The sequence below is a fragment of the Bradyrhizobium sp. C9 genome (assembly GCF_002532045.1).
In the GTDB taxonomy this organism is placed as follows: domain Bacteria; phylum Pseudomonadota; class Alphaproteobacteria; order Rhizobiales; family Xanthobacteraceae; genus Bradyrhizobium.
Map to the genome: position 1 here is coordinate 39,723 of NZ_NWTG01000028.1, position 17,755 is coordinate 57,477.

Genomic DNA, 17,755 nt, shown 5'->3' on the forward strand with positions numbered 1-17,755 from the left:
GCGATTAACCCAGGGTTTCGACCAGGCGATGCATCGCCTCGGCCGTTGATTCACTGTCGGAGACCAGCGCAAGGCGGATATAGCCCGCGCCCGGATTGGAACCGTCGCTCTGCTCGCGCGCCAGATAGCTGCCGGGAATCACGCGAACGCCGGCGTCGCGATAGAGCCTGACGGTTACCGCCTCGTCGCTGCCGCGATCGGAGACGTCGAGCCAGACGCAGAAGCCGCCGGCGGGACGCTTGTAGCCGTAGCGGCTGCCGAGGATCTGGTCGGCAAGATCGAATTTGATGCGATAGAGCCTGCGGTTCTCCTCGACATGCGCCTCGTCGCCATAGGCGGCGACCGCGACATGCTGCAGCGGCACCGGCACCTGCGGTGCGGCGACATTGCGCAGCTCGAGGAATGCGGCGAGAAACTTGCGGTCGCCGGCGGCGAAGCCGACCCGCATGCCCGGCAGGTTCGAGCGCTTCGACAACGACTGGAACGCAACGACATTTCTGAAGTCGGGCCCGGCGCATTCCAGCATGCTGCCCGGCGCCTCGCGGGTGTAGATCTCCGAGTAGCACTCGTCGGACAGGATCATGAAGCCGAAGCGGTCGGCGAGCTCTTTCAGCCGCGCGAAATAGGCGCGCGAGGCGACCGAGCCTTGCGGATTGGCCGGCGAGGCGATGAAGAACGCGACGGTGCGGGCCCATGTCGCCTCGTCGATCGCATCGAGGTCGGGCAGGAAACCGTTGGCGAGCGTGGTCGGCAGATGGATCTGCTCGCAGCCGGCCGCGCGGGCGCCGGCGCCATAGGCCGGATAAAACGGATTCGGCATCAGGATCGCCGGCCGCCCCTTGCGCGGGGCAACGTGGCGCGCGGCCGTGATCGCCGCAAAGAACAGCCCCTCGCGGCTGCCGTTCAGCACCAACACCTCACTCTCCGGATCGACCGGGCGCGGCAATTGGAACCGGCTCGATAGCCAGGTCGCGACCGCACGGCGGAACGGCTCGATGCCCTTGGCCATCGGGTAGCGGCCGAACTCTGCGGTGTGCTTCGCCAGCACCGGCCCGACGAAGTCGGGCACCGGATGCTGCGGCTCGCCGACCGACAGTGTAATCAAGGGCTTAGCTGGCTGGTACGGCGCCAGCAGTTCAGTGGTTCGCACGAATGGGGAGCGCTCGGCCTGGCCGGCGGATGTGGCATCGGCGGCGCCCTGCGCCACGCCGGATGAGGCGGTCATTGCCATGGTTGAAAAGCCAGCACTTTCACTGCGGTCGGAGGGGTGGGGGAGCCGACCGTAAACCGATCAAATCACCATAGATAGGGCGAGGTTAAGACGCGATTAACCATCGGCGGCGCGACACGTTCGGCCGGCGCGTGATATCAGCGCTCCCCTCAGAAAGCCGCTTCAAAATTGCTCCGATCAAAATTGCTCCGAGCCATGATTCACCGCCGCGCCGTCAGGGCGCTCATCATCACGGGCGAGCGCGACGTCCTGTTGATGCGGATTCGCCCGCCGCACGGTGGCGACTGTTTCTGGATCGCGCCGGGCGGCGGCATCGAGGACGATGAGACGCCGGAAGCGGCGTTGCAGCGGGAGTTGGCCGAGGAATTGGGGCTGGTCGATTTCGCGCCCGGTCCCGCCGTCTGGCGGCGTCATCACATCTTCGACTGGGGCGGCCGGCGAATCTCCCAGAAGGAAGAATACCGGATCGTTCGTGCGGATCGGTTCGACCCTGTGATGGCCGACGAGGCCGAGGCGAAGGTGCTCGATTGCTTTCGGTGGTGGCCGATCGTCGATCTATCCGGTGCGGTCGAGCGCCTTACGCCGCTGTCGCTGGCCAGTATCCTCGAAAGCTGTTTGCGCGACGGCGCGCCGCGCGAACTGCCGGACGAGGAAGTCCTGATCGACTGACAGTGTTTGCCGACGCTGTCACGCATTCGAGCGATCCGCTTTACCCGCCATTAAGGCCAGCGTGCGCGTCACGAATTCCTTCAGCAATTCGCAACACAGCACGATCGAATGATCCTGCGTATTGCGAGGATCTGCAGACGGACATGGCCATCAGGATCGAGACACGCGGCGATGTTCTGCGCCGCACCGGCAAGGTGATGGTGATTGCCGCCGGCATGACCGCGGTGATGTCCTTCACCATCGGCATGCTGGTGTTCGGCCGCGATCTGGCCGCGCCGATCACGGTCGGCCAGATGCAGCTGTTCGGGCTCACCGCCGGCGTGTTCATCTCGATCGCGCTCAGCGGCGCGATGTCCTATCGCGCCGGCCTGTTGATGCTGGAGCTCGCGCATACCCGGCGCGAGCTGGCCCAGATCTCGCAGACCGATCAGCTGACAGGGCTGTTGAACCGCCGCGGCTTCGACACCGAGGCCGCCGCCGCGCTCGACCAGGCGCAGGCGGATGGCGCGTCGGTTGCGGTCCTGATGTGCGACATCGACCATTTCAAGTCGATCAACGACCGCTACGGACACGAGATCGGCGACAAGGTGCTGGTCGAAATCGCCGACGTGCTGCGCCAGTTCGCGAGCCGGCACGGCGCGCTGGTTGCCCGCTACGGCGGCGAGGAATTTGCAGCCGTCGTGACCGGCCTGAACCACGAGCAGGTCGCGCACGGCGCCGAGGAAATCCGCCGCGACTGCGCAGGCCGCACCATCCTCGACGGCGTGACCCTTCTGCCGGTGACGATCAGCATCGGCTTCACCGTGAAGGAAACGAGCTTCGATCTCGGCAGCCTGATGCGAACCGCCGACCAGGGGCTCTACGCCGCCAAGCGGCACGGCCGCGACCGCGTCGAGCACGCGTGCGATGCGGCCTGATCTTGGCGAGCCTATACGCCGCGCGCTACCGTGCCGGCAGCTTGTCGAACGACGGCTTGCCCTCGGGGACATGGTGGAAGGTCTGCTTGTCGCAGGTGTAGATCGTCATCTGCGGGGTGAACACACTGGGGTCGTCCAAGGTGCCGACCTTCAGGATCGTGGCGGGCAGGCCGGGCACCTTGGTCACGAGATGGGTGCCGCATTCCGGGCAGAATTCGCGCGTCACGGCGCGCTCGAGGTCTTTCCGGGTGAACTGCTTGGGTTGGCTGGCGGTGTATTTGAAGCCGGTGGTCGGCATCGCCATGAACATGTTCGGTCCGCCACCCGTGATGTACTGGCATTCGCGGCACAGGCACTGCGCCGCCATCATCGGTTCGCCTTCGGCCTCATAGCGCACGTTGCCGCAATAGCACCTGCCTTGCACCTTCATGACGTCCTCCCGTCTTTTGCTCGGCCGGATTGTTCCATGGCCGCCGGCTGTTTTGGCAATTCTTTCTCAAGCGGCGAGGAAAGGAAAGGCTCAAACCGACGGATTTATCAGCGCGGAACCTGGTGAAAGCGCTTGGGCAGCCGGCCCGCAGGCTTCTTCATCGGCTGTGGTGCCCTCTGCGCCGGGTCGGCGGTCTTCAAGGCCCATTTCAGCCAACCCACCTCCTGCTCCCTCTCGATTAAGGCGCGAGCTACTTCGGTCTGAGTCAGGCCAAGATTTCGCGCGTAGGAAGCCAGCCATTTCTTGGAATCCCGATGCAAATAAACAGCCACTTGGATGCGCATTTTTCTGTGTCTCCAGAGTCATCTTGACTCTTCAAATATTGACCGCTCCAAGCGGCTGTGCAAACACTCAAATGCGTATTCCGGACGGGTGTAATCGCGTGCACGAGGAGCGATCCATTCCGCGTCCGTCGCCGGAGCAAGTCGTGCTTTTCCCCGATGCAGTACAGGCAGAGCAAGCCGTTGGTCGAGCCAATCGAGACCGCTCGATAAAGTCTACGCAGAGGGCTGCTGCGGTTCCCGCTACACGCGTTCCCGTAGGACTTGAAGACCCAGGCCAGGTCCTGTTTTTGGACGTGGAGACGACCGGTCTAAGCTGGTTCTATGACGAGATCACGCTGATCGGCTGGGCGCGCAATGGCGAGTATCACGTAAATGTCGCGGGCGAGGATCCGAGCGATCTGCTCGATGCTTTGGCCGGTGCGCGCACTTTGGTGACGTTCAACGGCACTCTCTTCGACCTTCGCTTTCTGAGGAAGAAGTTCGGGCAGATTTCACTCCCGTCTGTCCATATCGATCTCCGGTACTTATCGAAGCGGGTCGGTCTCTCAGGCGGCCAGAAGGCAATTGAAGACGAGTTGGGCATCTCTGCTCGCTCTGGAGTGGAGGGGCTCGACGGTGCTGCGGCCGTGTTGCTGTGGCACGAGTTTGTTCGCGGTGACATAGAAGCGCTGCGCCGGTTGGTAGACTACAATCGTCGTGACGTTCTCGCGATGTGTATGATCCTTGATCGAGTTGTCGATCGCCTGAACGTTCAACAGGATCTCTGGCTCAAGGACTCGCGTTTCGAGGATTGGGCTCGGCCTGCCCTCGATCAGGATCTTCCCTTGCAGCTGCCGGCCGTCCGGACGGTGCAGGTGAAGGCGCGGACGTTTAAGGCCCTCTTTGCGGGGACCCACGCTGAGAAGGCCAAAATCGTGGGTATCGACCTGACCGGATCGGAGAAGCGTCCCTCGGGATATTGTGTTCTTGACGGTGACGTCGCCGTCACGAGCACGATCGGTCCAGATGCAGAAATGCTCGCACGCATCCTGGAAGAAAAGCCAGACTTGGTCTCTATCGACTCGCCGCTCTCGTTGCCCGAGGGGCGCTTATGGGTGAGCGACGACGATCCGGGACGTGATCAGTTCGGCATCATGAGACGGTGCGAGCGCGAACTTAAGCGCAGGGGCATAAACGTCTATCCTTCGCTCCTGCCGAGCATGCAAAAACTGACGGAGCGGGGCATACGGCTTGCGGAGACGATCCGGCGGCATGGGATTCCTGTGATTGAGAGCTACCCTGGAGCGGCACAGGACATCATGGGTATCCCCCGAAAAGGGGCAGGCGAGCGGTATCTGAAGCAAGGGCTGGCGGAGTTCGGCATATCCGGCGGCTTCGAGACCCAAGCCGTGACCCATGATGAACTCGACGCGATCACGTCGGCCGTAGTAGGATCGTTCTTCCTTTCGGGGCAGTTTGAGGCCCTGAGCGGGCCTACAGAGGGAGCCTTGATCATTCCGGATCTGAAATCCAACGGATCATCCGGCTTGGTGGTCGGCATAAGCGGTCGCATCTGCGCCGGGAAGACAACGACGGCTCGGCTGCTGGAACGACGCGGCTTTGCGTACACCCGTTTCAGCCTCGTCATTGATGATGAGATTCGATCCCTGGGGGAGACCCCCGACCGCGCAACTCGTCAGCGGGTTGGGGAAGCGGTCCATGAGACTAAGGGGCAGCGATGGCTGTGCGAACGGGTCCTCGATCGCGTAGCCGAGAAGCCGTTTATCGTCGTCGACGGACTTCGGTTTCCTGAGGATCATGCCTTTTTCGTTGAACGATTTGGCTCCAGATTTCTTCATCTCCATGTGGACGCTCCGACCGCAGTCCGTGAGCATCGCTATGAGGAGATTGCGGAAGGAGGGCCGTCATTCGGTGACGCTGACCGCCAACCTGTAGAGGCTGAAATCGGCCAGCTATCTAACCTGGCAATGGCAACGATCGATAACGTCGGATCGATCAGAGAACTCGAAGACGCTGCAGTCCGCTTGGTGAGTGAGTACAGTCAGCAGGAGCTGCCATGCCCATCTCCGTCGTCGTAGGCGGCCAGTTCGGGTCTGAGGGAAAAGGCAAAGTTGCGCGCTGGATTGCCAACGATCGGAAGGCGGCGGCCGTTGTCCGCGTTGGCGGAACGAATTCGGGCCATACCGCGATTGGCGAAAACGGCCGGACTTGGGCGCTCAGACAACTGCCAGCCTCCATCTTGGCTCCAAATACCGTCGCCATTTTGCCGGCGGGGGCGATCATTGATCCCGAGATTTTTCTGCATGAGGTCGACGCGCTGGGGCTCGGTCCGGCTCGGGTAGTTGTCGATCCATGGGCAAGTGTCATCACTGAAGGTGATCGTGCTTCGGAGCGATCGTCTGGAATCGTCGGAGAGATTGGGTCGACAGGCTCTGGAACAGGCGCAGCGCTCGTTCGGCGAATAGCGCGACGGGCAGGGACTACGCTGGCTGGAGAGCTGGACGTTCTTAAGCCCTTCGTACGTAATTCCGCTGAGTTAATGCGGAGCATGCTCAATCAAAATCGTTGGATTGTAATCGAAGGTTCTCAAGGATTCGGGCTGTCCCTGCTTCAAGGGGGCTATTACCCGCACGCTACCAGCCGGGACACCAGTGCCGGAACGTTCGTCGGAGAGGCAGGACTAAGCCCAATTGACGTGAAAGACATCACGCTGGTCCTGCGCGCGCACCCCATTCGAGTCGCCGGCAATTCAGGTCCACTGCCTCACGAGACGACCTGGGCGCAAATCGTCAAGAATGCCGGGTTACCAGAAGGTTACAACGAGCTCACAACAGCCACAAAAAAGGTGCGTCGCGTTGCTGAATTCGATGGCGAACTGGTGAGGCGGGCAATTGAGGTCAACAATCCCACGCGCATCATCCTGAATCATTTCGACTACGTCGATCCTGGCGTGCGCAAGCAAGAATTTAGCGTGAAGGCGCTATCGGTCCTGAAGACAATTGAGGGCGCGATCGGCCGACAAGTTGACTTCGTTGGTACTGGGCCGGCTTCATTGGTTCGACGCGAAGAGATTGGAAATTCAGGCTTTCATCCGACGAACAAGTATTTCCGCCATTCGGATTGAGTAATTTGGTTCATGGCGGACAAGCAGTGAAGCTTGTGCTTTTCCTGCGATACAAGCCAAAAATGACGGCATGAACCTCGACGAAAGAGGAAGTGGCGAACTACTGCGGCATTCGCAAACTTGGACGCAAATTTCGCTTCTAGGATCTCTGTTTGCTTTGCGACGGAGGCTGTTCGATTCAGGTGGTGGTAGACCAAGAGCGACTGTCCGCGTTCCCAAAATGGAAATAGCTCATCCCAAAAGACGTACTTTCCTCCCTTGGGAGAGTGTCGAGCTACCGACGGCGTTTCGAGTCCGTTGTCGGGGTCGAAAAAAACCAAATCACAGCTAGCGGTCGCGATCCATGCCTTTCGTAACCACTCGGTTCGGTGGTGCTCTCGGTCACTGCGGGGTCCGATGGTCGTGGGGTTGGAGATCGGCCTATCGAAAAAAACGGTTTCGCTAGGAAGGATGCCGGACTTCGCGATCGCCTTGACGGACCTGCTACCTTTGGAAACCAACTTTCCGAGCGCTTGGTGGAGCACTGGATCAAGGGCGTCAAAGGCAGGATCGCTAAGATAGCCGATATGACGTCCATCAGAATTGTGAGTCTCGTTGCCGTAAAGCCACCAGAGCACGCCAATCGATAGGTTCGATTCGCGTGTAAGAAGTCGCAATAGGCCGTACTTTGCGAAATCGCCAACGTCTCCAACATACCGATTTTGCATTATGGAGCTTTTTTCGGTATGGCTGGTGCAGTGGGAGATTGCAACGTTAGCGTGCGGTCACCCAATTCCTTCAGACGGCGCTCCAGCTCTGTTATTCTGCTCAATAGCTGGGATTGTTCGCGGCGCAAGGCATCATTTTCGCTGAGCGCTCTTCGCGAGTCAGCGCCTGATTGCGAACTATCTCTGACGACGGAAACAGCTAAGTTGACCAACCCCATGATTAGCCCGGCAATCGCGAGAACACCGATACTTGCAAAGAGGCGATTAGTTCGAACGGCCTTCTTTGCCGAGGAGTCGGCACTTCGAGCAAGCTCCCGAGCGTCTTTTACCGCCAAGGGAATGGAGCTCTGAATGGGATTATTTTTGCTCGCGCGCTCAAAATAAGTGGAGAACGGAACGTCAGTCTTGTGTTGCTGGATAGGAAAGAAAGCCCCCCTAGCCGCGGGCCACTTTTCCGAATTGTGGGTTGTCTTCGTAAACTCGATCCAAATGATACCTTCAGAAATGTCTATTTCGTATTTTTTCGACGTAAGATTATGCAATGGGATGAGAAGGTCTCCGCCAAAACCTGGATCAACGAGCGGCCCAGTTCCCAACAATAAGCCTCGGTGAACGTGCTTTATCCTTAGGTTGAACCTAAGTGCGATGTAATCGGGAAGTCGGATCTTCGCTTCGATTTGCACAAATACGATCGAATTCTCAGGTAGTTCATACTTGTCGCCATCCGTCACCTCGGTGACGATCTTGCGTCCATCGTCATCCCAACGAATGAATCGTTTCGCTCTAGCTTCGTAGGAGGCCGGTTTTAGGCGGTCTTGTGTCGCATCGAATGGATGAAGGAGGCCTGCGACCCGTACATAGTCCGCGATATGCTCCGACGAAAGCAATGCAGCGGGCCAGTCAGGAAACGGGTCTCGATCTTTGAAAAATTCGGCGCGACTTCTGGCTTCGTCGTCTGTAGTTGCATAGTCGTAATCGTACGGCGGACTGTAGGGCACGGTGCTTGGCCTCGTTTACCTTCCCTTGCTATTGTGGATGGCGATATTGGGGTGCATCCAAAATGAACGAATACCATATTCTGTGGTTGATATCGATTTTCCTTAGTCTCCTCAGCGCAACCACAATAGTTGGTGTCGGCAGCTGGCTGTTGCACAAAGTGGTAGAGGATCTCTCGAACAGCACCTCTTTTGCCTCTTTTGTACTTCGTATATTTCGGCTCGCCCCTGGCGCGGCAACCGTTACTTTTGGTTGCGTAGTTATTTGGCGCATTGTCGATCAGTTGCTGCGGTTGAGGCTGCCGGTCTAGGTCGGTCGATGGAGATCGCCCGCGGAGAGCAGGCGCATCGAAGCAGCACATGCACGATGAAGTAACCGGGTTGGGGTTTAGTAAGGCCAGAACGAGTTACCGCAAAAAAGAAAGGGGCTCCAACTTGCGCTGGAGCCCCTCAACGGTCCGGACATTGCCGGGTATGTGCCCGGACCGTAGTTCTGGGAACGACCGCTTGGGGAGGTCGCGCCCCGGGAGAACCTCTTACATGTTGTAGGCGCGCTCCGTGTGCTCGGTGATGTCGAGGCCTTCACGCTCGGTCTCGACGTTGGCACGCAGGCCGACGATCACGTCCACGATCTTGTAGAGAATCGCCGAGCCGATGCCCGACCACACCAGCGTGGTGCCGACGCCCCAGATCTGCGAGGTCATCTGCGCCACGAAGTCGTAATCGGCAACCTTCGGCGGGATCGCGGTGTAGTCGATGATGCCGGCACCGCCGAGCGCCGGGTTGACCAGGATGCCGGTGCCGAGCGCGCCGATGATGCCGCCGACGCAGTGGACGCCGAACACATCGAGCGAGTCGTCATAGCCGAGCGCGTTCTTCACGACCGTGCAGAAGAACAGGCAGACCACGCCGACCACGAGGCCGAGCACGATGGCACCCATCGGGCCGGCGTAACCGGCCGCAGGCGTCACCGCGACGAGGCCCGCGACCGCGCCCGAGAGTGCGCCGAGCAGCGAGGGATGGCCCTTGATGATCCATTCCGCGAACATCCAGGCCAGCGCCGCCGCGGCCGTGGCCACGAAGGAGTTGGTCATGGCGAGCGCAGCGCCGCCATTGGCTTCGAGGTTCGAACCAGCGTTGAAGCCGAACCAGCCGACCCAGAGCAGCGAGGCGCCGATCATGGTCATGGTCAGCGAGTGCGGAGCCATCAGCTCCTTGCCGTAGCCGGTGCGCTTGCCGATCAGGAGCGCGCCGACGAGGCCGGCGATGCCGGCGTTGATGTGCACGACGGTGCCGCCGGCGAAGTCGATTGCACCCTTCTTGAAGATCCAGCCCGCATCGGCATTGATCGCGTCGAGGGCGGCCTGCGCCTTCGTCTTGGCATCGCCGTCAGCCGCAGCAGCGAGCGCCTTGGCGGCATCCTGGATCGCGTCCGGGCCCGGCCAATACCAGACCATGTGCGCGATCGGGAAGTAGATCACGGTGACCCAGATCGGGATGAACAGCGCGATCGCCGAGAACTTCATCCGCTCGGCAAAGGCGCCGACGATGAGAGCCGGCGTGATCGCGGCGAACGTCATCTGGAAGCACATATAGACGAGCTCCGAGATGTTGGCGTCGACCGAGAAGGTCGCAGCCTTGGAGTCCGGCGTGACGCCCATCAGGAAGGCCTTGGAGAAGCCGCCGATGAAGTCGGAGCCGCCGGTGAAGGCGAGGCTGTAGCCGTAGAGGGCCCAGAGCACGGTGACGATGCAGACGGTGTAGAACACCTGCGCCAGCACCGAGAGCATGTTCTTGGAGCGGACGAGACCGCCATAGAACAGCGCAAGGCCCGGGATGGTCATCAACAGCACCAGCACCGTCGATGTCAGCATCCAGGCATTGTCGCCCTTGTTGACGGTTGGCTCGGCGTAGGCGGCGGTTGCGGCAAAGAGGCCGACTGCGAGGGCCGCCAGTCCCGCGCCATAGGGACGCTTGAACGTCATGTTATTTCACTCCTGAGGTCTTAAAGGTTGAGCGCGAAATCAGAGGGCCGCGGCATCGGCCTCGCCGGTGCGGATGCGCACGGCGTGCTCGAGGCTGATGACGAAGATCTTGCCGTCGCCGATCTGTCCGGTCTTGGCGGCGGAGGTGATGGCGTCGATGGTCTTGTCGACCTGGTCGGAGGCGACTGCGACCTCGATCTTGATCTTGGGCAGGAAGCTCACCGCATATTCGGCGCCGCGATAGATTTCCGTGTGGCCCTTCTGACGGCCGTACCCCTTGACTTCCGTCACCGTGAGACCGTGAACGCCAATGGCGGTCAGGGCGTCACGGACCTCTTCCAGTTTGAATGGCTTAATGATCGCCATAACAATTTTCATGAGTCCTATCCCCGCTTGGGCCCGGTGCGAACGAACACCGGGAGTTTCGACTGAGGTTCACCACGCGGAGGACTTCCACTACGCGGGCACAGCCGGGACCCTTAGAATCAAATGCCGTGCCAAACGGCTCCGGTTCGCTAATGGATTATGAATCCGGACCTTTTCCCGCATTGCGGGAGCAAGCTGCTGCTGCGCTATTCCGTCGCGCCTAAAATCTAATCAGATTGGCCTAATTCCTGAGCAAGCCAGGGTCTGGACACAATTCTGCTCAGCCGCGGTGCAGGTGCCGGTATTCAGATAAAGTAATGCCGGGCCATTAGGCGGCGTCGCGGGCTGCAAAAACCCTGTCGATCAGCCCCCATTCGAGCGCCTGCTCCGCCGACATGAAGTGATCGCGGTCCAAGGTCCGTTCCACGTCCGCCTCGGTGCGCCGGCAGTGCTGGGCGTAGAGCCGGATGATGCGCCGCTTGGTCGCCTGCATCTCGGCGGCGTGGATCTGGATGTCGGAGGCCTGGCCCTGGAAGCCGCCGAGCGGCTGATGCACGTGGAGGCTGGCATTGGGAAGCGCGGCGCGGTGGCCGGGCTCGCCGGCCATCAGCAGGAACGACCCCATCGATCGCGCAGTGCCCATGCACAGCGTGTGCACCGGCGCCTTGATGAACTGCATGGTGTCGTACATCGCAAGCCCGCTGGTGACCACGCCGCCATAGGAGTTGATGTAGAGGTTGATCGGCTTGTTCGGGTTGTCGGCCTCGAGGAACAGCAGCTGGGCGCAGACCAGTCCGGACATCGCATCATTGACCTCGCCGTTGAGGAAGATGATGCGTTCGCGCAGCAGCCTGGAATAGATATCGAAGGAGCGTTCGCCGCGGGACGACTGCTCGACGACCATCGGGACGAGTTGCATCATGTCGCGCATCGGCGACCTCCCATTTCAGCAGGTGATGAAGTTTCAGCGGATGATGAAGCCTGCGATCAGGCCGCGCGCATCAGCATGCGGCTGTTGCAGTTGGCCGCTTGCGGCTGGTTCGCGCGCCTGCCGCAGGCCTCCTGGATGATGCGAAACCGGGTGCCGCCGGCCTCGCTCGGCTCGATCCGGAAGGTGACGTCGCTCTCGCGAAACGGCGGCTCGGAATCGCGCAGCCGGTAACGCACCTCTTCGCCTGCGACCGACGATAGGGGTTCAGCGCCCGCGAGATCGCAATCCGGTAGCCAGCGCTCGCGCAGGGCCGGAATAGTCACGGCGCGCCATACTTTTTCAGGCGGTGCGTCGAGCTCGTATTCGATCACCAGAGCAGCATCCGCGTCAGGCTCAACCGTGTCGCTCATTGATCCATGTCCTTCAAGAGGTCGGAGAGCGCTTCGATGCGCTTCGGCCAATAGGCGCGGTAGCGGGCGAGCCAGGTCCCGATGCTGGCGATCCCGTCCGGGTCGACTTCATAGTTGACGAAGCGGCCCTGCCGCTGCTCGCGCACCAATCCGGCCGCGCGCAGCACCGCCAGATGCTGCGACATCGCCGGCTGGCTGATCTCAAGCCCGTCGCGCAAGGCGCTGGCGTTCAGGCTGCCGCCGGCCAGCTTCTCAAAGACCCTGCGGCGGGTCGGATCGGCCAGTGCCTTGAAGATATCGGTGTCGACCATGCCGATACATAAGCATATGCTTATGTGTCGTGCAAGCCTGAACTGCCCCGCGCAGCGTGAGGTCGCGGCGCTCGGGTACTTTGCATGGGGTTGTTTTACGAATTCTCGTCCCGGCGATCCGAGCTCGGCTGCTACTGCAACGCCTCGCCGTGCTGCGAGATGTCGAGACCCTCCAGCTCCTGCTGCATCGAGACGCGCAGCGGGACGAAGGCGCTGACCAGCTTGAGCAGCACGAAGGTGACGCCGCCGCACCAGACCAGCGTGATCACGACGCCGTAGAGCTGGATCAGGAGCTGTCCCGGATTGCCCTCCAGCAGGCCCGAAGTGCCGCCGATCGCCGCGGTGGCGAACACGCCTGCGAGCAGCGTGCCGGTCAGGCCGCCGATGCCGTGCACGCCGAACACGTCGAGCGAGTCGTCATACTGGAAGCGGTGCTTCAGCCAGGTACAGGCCCAGAAGCAGACCATGCCGGCGATGATGCCGATGATGATGCCGTGCCACGGCGCGACGAAACCGGATGCCGGGGTGATGGTGCCGAGGCCAGCGACCGCGCCCGAGATCATGCCGAGCACCGACGGCTTGCGGCGCGTCGCCCATTCGATCGCGCCCCAGGTCAGCGCGCCGGCGCAGGCCGCAAGATGGGTGGCGGTGATCGCCATCACCGCGCGCGAATTGGCGGCCAGCGCCGAGCCGCCGTTGAAGCCGAACCAGCCGACCCAGAGCAGGCCGGTGCCGACCACCGCGAGCGACAGATCGAACGGCGACAGATTGTCATGGCCGTAGCCGTGCCGGTTGCCCATCACCTTGGCCGCGACCAGGCCGCTGATGCCGGCGGACAGATGCACGACGAGGCCGCCGGCGAAATCCATCACGCCCATTGAGGCGAGGAAGCCGCCGCCCCACACCCAATGCGCCAGCGGCACATAGGCGAAGATGAACCAGCCGATCGAGAACAGCACATAGGCGGAGAACCGCATGCGGTCGGCGACCGAGCCCGCGACCAGCGCCACCGTGATGATCGCAAACGTCATCTGGTACAGCATGAACAGCGCTTCCGGGATGGTCTTTGCCGCCGGATTGACGCTGTCCATCGTGATGCCGGCCAGGAACCAGCTGTCGAGCGAGCCGAGCCAAGGACCGTTGCCGACGAAGGTCAGCGAATAGCCGAAGACGACCCACAGGATCGAGATGATCGCAACGGCCGTGAGGCTCTGCGCCATCGTCGCCAGCACGTTCTTCTTGCGCACCATGCCGGAGTAGAACAGCGCGAGCCCCGGGATCGTCATCATCAGCACCAGCGCGGTGGCGACGATCATCCAGGCGGTGTCGGCGGGGTTGATGCCGGGGGCGCCGGAGTCTTGCGCTGACGCCGGCGCGCCCCACGCGAGCAGCATTGCAGCGGTGATCGGCGCAGCTGATATCGCTGCACGAAGAGCTCGTGCCCCCATCATCATTCCCCGGCGTGTCGTGGTTTCTTTACGTGGTTTTTGGCATGTGCCGGCGTCGCTGGCGGCGGTGGCGTCGATTGAGACTCAGAGCGCGTCGTTGTCGGTCTCGCCGGTGCGGATGCGCAGGGCGTGGTCGATCGGCGTCACGAAGATCTTGCCGTCGCCGATCTGGCCGGTACGGGCGTGCTCGGTGATGACGCTGACCGCCTTTTCGGCGAGCTGGGTGTCGACGGCGATCTCGATCCTGAGCTTGGGCAGGAAATTCACGACGTATTCGGCGCCGCGATAAATCTCGGTGTGGCCCTTCTGGCGGCCATAGCCCTTCACCTCGGTCACCGTCATGCCGTGAACGCCGATCGCGGTCAGGGCCTGGCGTACCTCATCGAGCTTGAACGGTTTGATGATCGCGACGACGAGTTTCATGGTTCAGGCCTTCATTTCCTTGAGGTTTTCCGTGTGCGCCCATCCCCGGAGCCGCAACTCGCCGTCTCGGGAGCGGCGACTCGCCGTCTCTGGAGCGGCAACTTGCCGCCACCAAATCTGGCAGCTTTCTGGGCAAATGGCACAAAAATGTTGCAGGTTGAAGGGGAAAACGTGCGCAGCGCGTGAACTCCGTCACTGTACGGGACGACAACCGTCGGCCAGAATATGGCTTTCCCGCCCCGGCCAGCGCTCCCGCTGGCTCATTCTCGCCACAGCGCGTGCACCCGCGCCCCGAGGAACAAGAAAATGTCGAATCGAAACTGGTTTTATGCATCCGAAGGCCAGCAAAAGGGCCCCTTGCCTGAAGCTCAGCTCCGCGACTTGATCACCCGTGGCATGGTGGGCGCCGATACCTTGGTGTGGACCGAGGGCATGGCCGGCTGGCAGAAGGCCGGCGAGATTCCGGGCCTTGTTCCGAGCGCGGGCGCGCCGCCGGCATTTCAGCAGGCCGGCGGACCGCCGCCGGTGGCCGCATCGGCAGGCTATAGCGGCGGCGCGCTGTCGGCCGACTTCCCGATCTGGGGCCTGTTCGGACGCAGCTTGCTGATGTTCATCGGGCAGATTTTCGTCATCCCGGCACCGTGGACCGCGACCGGCCTTTATCGTTTTGCGATTCCCTATATCCGCGTGCCGGGCCGGCCGCATCTCGGCTTCACCGGGCAGCCGCTCGACATCTGGTACGTCTTCATCGTGCTCGGTCTTCTGACCTACGCCGGAGCGGCCAACAGCAACATCGTCACGTTGCTCTCGTTGCTGTTGCAGGCTTTTCTGAGCTGGATGATCGTGCGCTGGATCTTCGGCCGCCTCAGCTCGAGCGGCCAGGAGCTGCCGATCTCGTTCACGGGGAGCCCGCTCGTCTATATCGGCTGGTATTTGCTGATGGTGATCTCGGCCATCACCATCGTCGGCTGGGCCTGGGTGATGACCGCATGGCTGCGCTGGATCTGCCGCAACGTCGAGGGCACGCGCCGCGAGGTCACCTTCAACGCGTCCGGGCTCGAGGTGCTGTGGCGGACCATCGTGTTCTCGATCGGCTGCGGATTCCTGATCCCGATTCCGTGGGTGCTGCGCTGGTACGCCAACTGGTTCATCTCGCAATTCGCGCTGACCGAGCGCGGCGCTTACGCCAACGGCTAAAGCGATTACGCCTTGCGTTCGCGCACAGAGCCTTCTTGCGCGACGGACGCGACCAGCGTGCCGTCGGGCTTGAAGATCAGGCCGCGGGTCAGGCCGCGGCCGGACTGCGCGCTCGGCGAATCCTGCGCGTAGAGCAGCCATTCGTCGGCGCGGAACGGGCGGTGAAACCACATCGCGTGATCGAGGCTCGCCGGCATCATGCGCCGGTCGAACAGCGTGCGGCCGTAGCGCGCCATGACGGCGTCGAGCAGCGAGAAATCCGACGCATAGGCGAGCGCGCACAGATGCAGCGCCGGATCGTCGGGCAGTTTCGCCGCGGTGCGGATCCAGACATGGATGCGGCCGTCGTCGATCTGCTGGCCGAAATAGCGGCCGAGCTCGACCGGGCGCAGCTCGATCGGCCGGTCGCTCTCATAGTAGCGGCGGATGAACTCCGGCATCTCCTTGAACATCGGCTGCTTCGACACTTCCTCCGCGGTCAGCTTCTCCGGCGGCGGCACGTCGGGCATCTTCTCCTGATGATTGAAGTTGCTCTCTTCCTCAGCGTGGAACGAGACCATGATGGAGAAGATCGCATTGCCGTGCTGGATCGCGGTGACGCGGCGGGTGGTGTAGCTCTTACCGTCGCGCAGCCGCTCGACCTGGTAGATGATCGGGATCTGCGGATCGCCCGGCAGGATGAAATAGCAATGGATCGAGTGCGGCAGGCGGCCCTCGACGGTGCGGCAGGCCGCGACCATGGCCTGGCCGATCACCTGGCCGCCGAACACGCGCTGCCAGCTCGTCTTCGGGCTGTTGCCGCGGAACAAATTCACCTCGAGCTGCTCGAGATCGAGGATGGACAACAGGTCGATCAGGCTCTTGGACATAAGGATGCGCTCTCTTTCGTCATCCCCGGTGCGCAATTGCGCACCTGAGGGCTCACGCTTCGCGCGCCCCGGAATGACGACCGTTGGATTTGGCCTTGTTTCTGTCCCCTGTTTCGCCCAGCTATTATCAGGTAGCAAGCACAGTCTGAGAGCGCAGGGCGCGTAAGGAAAAGGCATGCCGGCACAACGAAGTATTGTCATCTGCGGGGGCGCTTTTGCGGGGCTGGCGCTGGCCGTGGCGTTGCGCCAGGGGCTGGGGCCGGACATTCCGGTCATCGTGGCCGATCCGGCGCTGAGCCAGCGCCCGAGCCGCGATCCGCGTGCGACCGCGATCGTGGCGGCCTGCCGGCGGCTGTTCGAGACCCTCGGCGTCTGGGGCCAGGTGGCGCCGACGGCGCAGCCGATCACGGACATGGTCGTGACCGATTCCAAGCTGGAGGATGCGACGCGTCCGGTGTTCCTGACCTTCGCCGGCAATGTCGAGCCCGGCGAGCCGTTCGCCCATATGGTCGAGAACCGCCATCTGATCGATGCGCTCGCGACCCGCGCCGAGGCCGAGGGCGTCGAGCTGCGCGCCACCGCGGTGTCGAGCTTCGATTCGCGGCCCGACGGCGTCAGCGTGACACTGGCCGATGGCACAGAGATCGATGCGAGCCTGCTGGTCGCCGCCGACGGCGCACGCTCGAAGCTGCGCGAGCGCGCCGGGATCGCGACCCATGGCTGGGATTACGACCAATCCGGCATCGTGGTCACGGTCGGGCATGAGCGCGCGCATCACGGCCGCGCCGAAGAGCATTTCCTGCCCGCGGGTCCGTTCGCGATCCTGCCGCTGACCGGCAATCGCTCGTCGCTGGTGTGGACCGAAACGCGCAAGGACGCCGCGCGCATCACGGCGCTGAGCGAGGAAGAATTCCACGCCGAGCTCGAGCAGCGGTTCGGCCTGCACCTCGGTGAGATCAGGGCTCTCGATAGACCGCGCGCGTTCCCGCTCGGCTATTTCGTCGCGCGCTCGTTCATCGCCGAACGGCTGGCGCTGATCGGCGACGCCGCGCATGTGATCCATCCGATCGCGGGGCAGGGGCTCAACATGGGCCTGAAGGATGTTGCCGCACTTGCCGAGGTCGTGGTCGATGCAGCGCGGCTCGGCATGGACCTCGGACAGGCCGACGTGCTCGAGCGCTATCAGCGCTGGCGGCGCTTCGACACGATGGCGATGGGGGTTGCGACCAACTCGCTGAACTTCCTGTTCTCCAACGAATCGACGCTGCTGCGCACCGTCCGCGACATCGGATTGGGCCTCGTCGATCGCGCGCCGCCGTTGAAGAGCATGTTCATCCGCCAGGCGGCGGGATTGTCAGGCGAAGTGCCGCGGCTGCTGAAGGGCGAGGCGCTGTAGGG

Annotated in this window: 18 protein-coding genes; 6 read left to right on the top strand and 12 right to left on the bottom strand. The window is 62.1% G+C overall.

All coding sequences use genetic code 11. The annotated features are described in order from the left end of the window. Window positions 1-4 precede the first annotated feature (4 nt). Complete coding sequence (locus CO675_RS34040) at window positions 5-1,231, bottom strand: aminotransferase class I/II-fold pyridoxal phosphate-dependent enzyme (RefSeq protein WP_097676217.1); 1,227 nt, start codon at window positions 1,229-1,231, stop codon at window positions 5-7. A 195-nt stretch (window positions 1,232-1,426) separates the two neighbouring features. Between CO675_RS34040 and CO675_RS34045 the strand changes: the two genes are divergently transcribed. Together CO675_RS34045 and CO675_RS34050 are read left to right on the top strand one after the other, a co-directional pair. After that, window positions 1,427-1,900, top strand: coding sequence for an NUDIX hydrolase (locus CO675_RS34045; protein WP_097676218.1), 474 nt, complete (start codon window positions 1,427-1,429; stop codon window positions 1,898-1,900). A gap of 143 nt (window positions 1,901-2,043) precedes the next feature. Beyond that, window positions 2,044-2,817 (top strand): GGDEF domain-containing protein, encoded by a 774-nt coding sequence (locus CO675_RS34050; protein ID WP_097676219.1) that lies wholly within the window; start codon window positions 2,044-2,046, stop codon window positions 2,815-2,817. Between the two features lie 25 nt (window positions 2,818-2,842). On the opposite strand, the gene CO675_RS34055 is transcribed toward CO675_RS34050, so the two are convergent. Together CO675_RS34055 and CO675_RS40745 are read right to left on the bottom strand one after the other, a co-directional pair. Then, on the bottom strand, window positions 2,843-3,247 hold the full coding sequence (locus tag CO675_RS34055; RefSeq protein WP_097676221.1) for a GFA family protein: 405 nt from the start codon (window positions 3,245-3,247) through the stop codon (window positions 2,843-2,845). Window positions 3,248-3,354: 107 nt separating this feature from the next. Beyond that, window positions 3,355-3,591, bottom strand: a complete 237-nt coding sequence (locus CO675_RS40745) for a hypothetical protein (RefSeq protein ID WP_158231343.1) — start codon at window positions 3,589-3,591, stop codon at window positions 3,355-3,357. 71 nt (window positions 3,592-3,662) lie between these two features. Here CO675_RS40745 and CO675_RS34060 point away from each other — a divergent pair, with 71 nt between their 5' ends. Continuing rightward, window positions 3,663-5,669 carry a ribonuclease H-like domain-containing protein gene (locus CO675_RS34060; RefSeq protein ID WP_158231344.1) on the top strand — a complete coding sequence of 669 codons (2,007 nt, stop codon included), beginning with the start codon at window positions 3,663-3,665 and terminating at the stop codon, window positions 5,667-5,669. After that, window positions 5,648-6,715: an adenylosuccinate synthetase gene (locus CO675_RS34065; protein WP_097676224.1), complete on the top strand. Its 1,068-nt coding sequence runs from the start codon at window positions 5,648-5,650 to the stop codon at window positions 6,713-6,715. Before CO675_RS34060 ends, CO675_RS34065 begins: the two co-directional genes overlap by 22 nt. 706 nt (window positions 6,716-7,421) lie before the next feature. Here the strand turns inward: CO675_RS34065 and CO675_RS34070 are convergent. From CO675_RS34070 to CO675_RS34110, 8 genes are all read right to left on the bottom strand, one after another. Then, window positions 7,422-8,420 carry a hypothetical protein gene (locus tag CO675_RS34070; protein WP_143279185.1) on the bottom strand — a complete coding sequence of 333 codons (999 nt, stop codon included), beginning with the start codon at window positions 8,418-8,420 and terminating at the stop codon, window positions 7,422-7,424. A gap of 533 nt (window positions 8,421-8,953) precedes the next feature. Further along, complete coding sequence (locus CO675_RS34080) at window positions 8,954-10,402, bottom strand: ammonium transporter (protein WP_097676228.1); 1,449 nt, start codon at window positions 10,400-10,402, stop codon at window positions 8,954-8,956. Window positions 10,403-10,441: 39 nt separating this feature from the next. Beyond that, entirely contained in the window at window positions 10,442-10,780 is a 339-nt protein-coding gene (locus tag CO675_RS34085; protein ID WP_029080945.1) for a P-II family nitrogen regulator, read from the bottom strand. Window positions 10,781-11,096: 316 nt separating this feature from the next. Beyond that, window positions 11,097-11,699, bottom strand: a complete 603-nt coding sequence (locus CO675_RS34090; protein WP_092121107.1) for an ATP-dependent Clp protease proteolytic subunit — start codon at window positions 11,697-11,699, stop codon at window positions 11,097-11,099. Window positions 11,700-11,755: 56 nt separating this feature from the next. After that, window positions 11,756-12,109 (bottom strand): SRPBCC family protein, encoded by a 354-nt coding sequence (locus CO675_RS34095; protein ID WP_097676230.1) that lies wholly within the window; start codon window positions 12,107-12,109, stop codon window positions 11,756-11,758. Beyond that, on the bottom strand, window positions 12,106-12,420 hold the full coding sequence (locus CO675_RS34100; RefSeq protein WP_092121114.1) for an ArsR/SmtB family transcription factor: 315 nt from the start codon (window positions 12,418-12,420) through the stop codon (window positions 12,106-12,108). The genes CO675_RS34095 and CO675_RS34100 overlap by 4 nt, the downstream gene beginning before the upstream one ends. Before the next feature lie 131 nt (window positions 12,421-12,551). Then, complete coding sequence (locus CO675_RS34105) at window positions 12,552-13,868, bottom strand: ammonium transporter (protein WP_097676231.1); 1,317 nt, start codon at window positions 13,866-13,868, stop codon at window positions 12,552-12,554. Between the two features lie 84 nt (window positions 13,869-13,952). Beyond that, a complete protein-coding gene (locus tag CO675_RS34110) occupies window positions 13,953-14,291 on the bottom strand; it encodes a P-II family nitrogen regulator (RefSeq protein ID WP_097676232.1) in 339 nt (112 codons plus the stop codon). Between the two features lie 306 nt (window positions 14,292-14,597). Here CO675_RS34110 and CO675_RS34115 point away from each other — a divergent pair, with 306 nt between their 5' ends. Beyond that, a complete protein-coding gene (locus CO675_RS34115) occupies window positions 14,598-15,488 on the top strand; it encodes a DUF4339 domain-containing protein (RefSeq protein WP_097676233.1) in 891 nt (296 codons plus the stop codon). A 5-nt stretch (window positions 15,489-15,493) separates the two neighbouring features. Here CO675_RS34115 and tesB read toward each other — a convergent pair whose 3' ends face one another. Continuing rightward, entirely contained in the window at window positions 15,494-16,357 is an 864-nt protein-coding gene (tesB, locus tag CO675_RS34120; RefSeq protein ID WP_097676234.1) for an acyl-CoA thioesterase II, read from the bottom strand. Window positions 16,358-16,532: 175 nt separating this feature from the next. On the opposite strand from tesB, the gene CO675_RS34125 reads away from it, so the two are divergent. Continuing rightward, window positions 16,533-17,753: a ubiquinone biosynthesis hydroxylase gene (locus CO675_RS34125; RefSeq protein WP_097676235.1), complete on the top strand. Its 1,221-nt coding sequence runs from the start codon at window positions 16,533-16,535 to the stop codon at window positions 17,751-17,753. The last annotated feature ends 2 nt before the right edge of the window (window positions 17,754-17,755 follow it).